The 794-nt window shown below is 25.2% G+C and carries 1 protein-coding gene; it reads left to right on the top strand.

Features of this window, described 5'->3' with window-relative positions; all coding sequences use genetic code 11:
- Positions 1 to 567: 567 nt before the first annotated feature.
- Positions 568 to 789 carry a LexA family protein gene (locus tag B3N22_RS17010; RefSeq protein ID WP_095330542.1) on the top strand — a complete coding sequence of 74 codons (222 nt, stop codon included), beginning with the start codon at positions 568 to 570 and terminating at the stop codon, positions 787 to 789.
- Positions 790 to 794: the final 5 nt, after the last annotated feature.

A 794-nucleotide genomic window follows, 5' to 3' on the forward strand; every position in this document is an offset into this window, starting at 1 on the left:
AACTCCCATAGACGGACGCCCCACATTTTCCTTTCATATTTTCTGTAGAGTACCATAATTTAAAATATCAGTATAAAAGTTACGGTTTTTACTTTTCTTGTTATTAATCCTATAAATCGGTATATTCTATGAACGTAGTAAGAAGAGTTCTATTTAGTTTAATAGCAAAATCAAAATCCAACCAAATCTCTTTTTTGTTAATAAATAGCTTAGTAGTGGATAGTATATAGTAAATGGAATTAAGAATGGTATAACCTTCTTTAAATTCTATAACAAAATACCTTAACAGAGTTTAATCAAAATCGAGCAAAAAAATTGTCAACGCATAAATGGATAATAAATCAGTGAGAACAGATAGTGAAATAGATAAAAGTTTCACATCTTTATTTTATCTAAAACCAATTATTTCTAAAAAAAATTTATGTTAATATTAATATAACTCTTGAAACAGTTTAATTTTATATATATTTATTAATGCTTTAATTTTTGCACACATCATAGGTATATAGAATTATTTTTTTTTGCAATTTTACACAATTATTATAAGTAGAGAATGGAGTTAGTTTAATGTTTTTAGATAAAAATACCATTACAGAAATTTTAAGGTACATTTATGATTATTCTTGTACAAATGGTTATCCGCCTACCCAAAAAGAAATAGGGGATCAGATTGGAGTATTAGCACCTTCAAGTGTACACAAACATTTAAATTATTTAATAAAACATGAATTTATCAAAAAAAACCCTTCGAAAATGAGGACTATTATTTCTAGAAATTTAGCTATATAAGGCGA

It is taken from the genome of Clostridium sp. UBA1652 (genome assembly GCF_002320975.1).
In the GTDB taxonomy this organism is placed as follows: Bacteria; Bacillota; Clostridia; order Clostridiales; family Clostridiaceae; genus Clostridium_T; species Clostridium_T intestinale.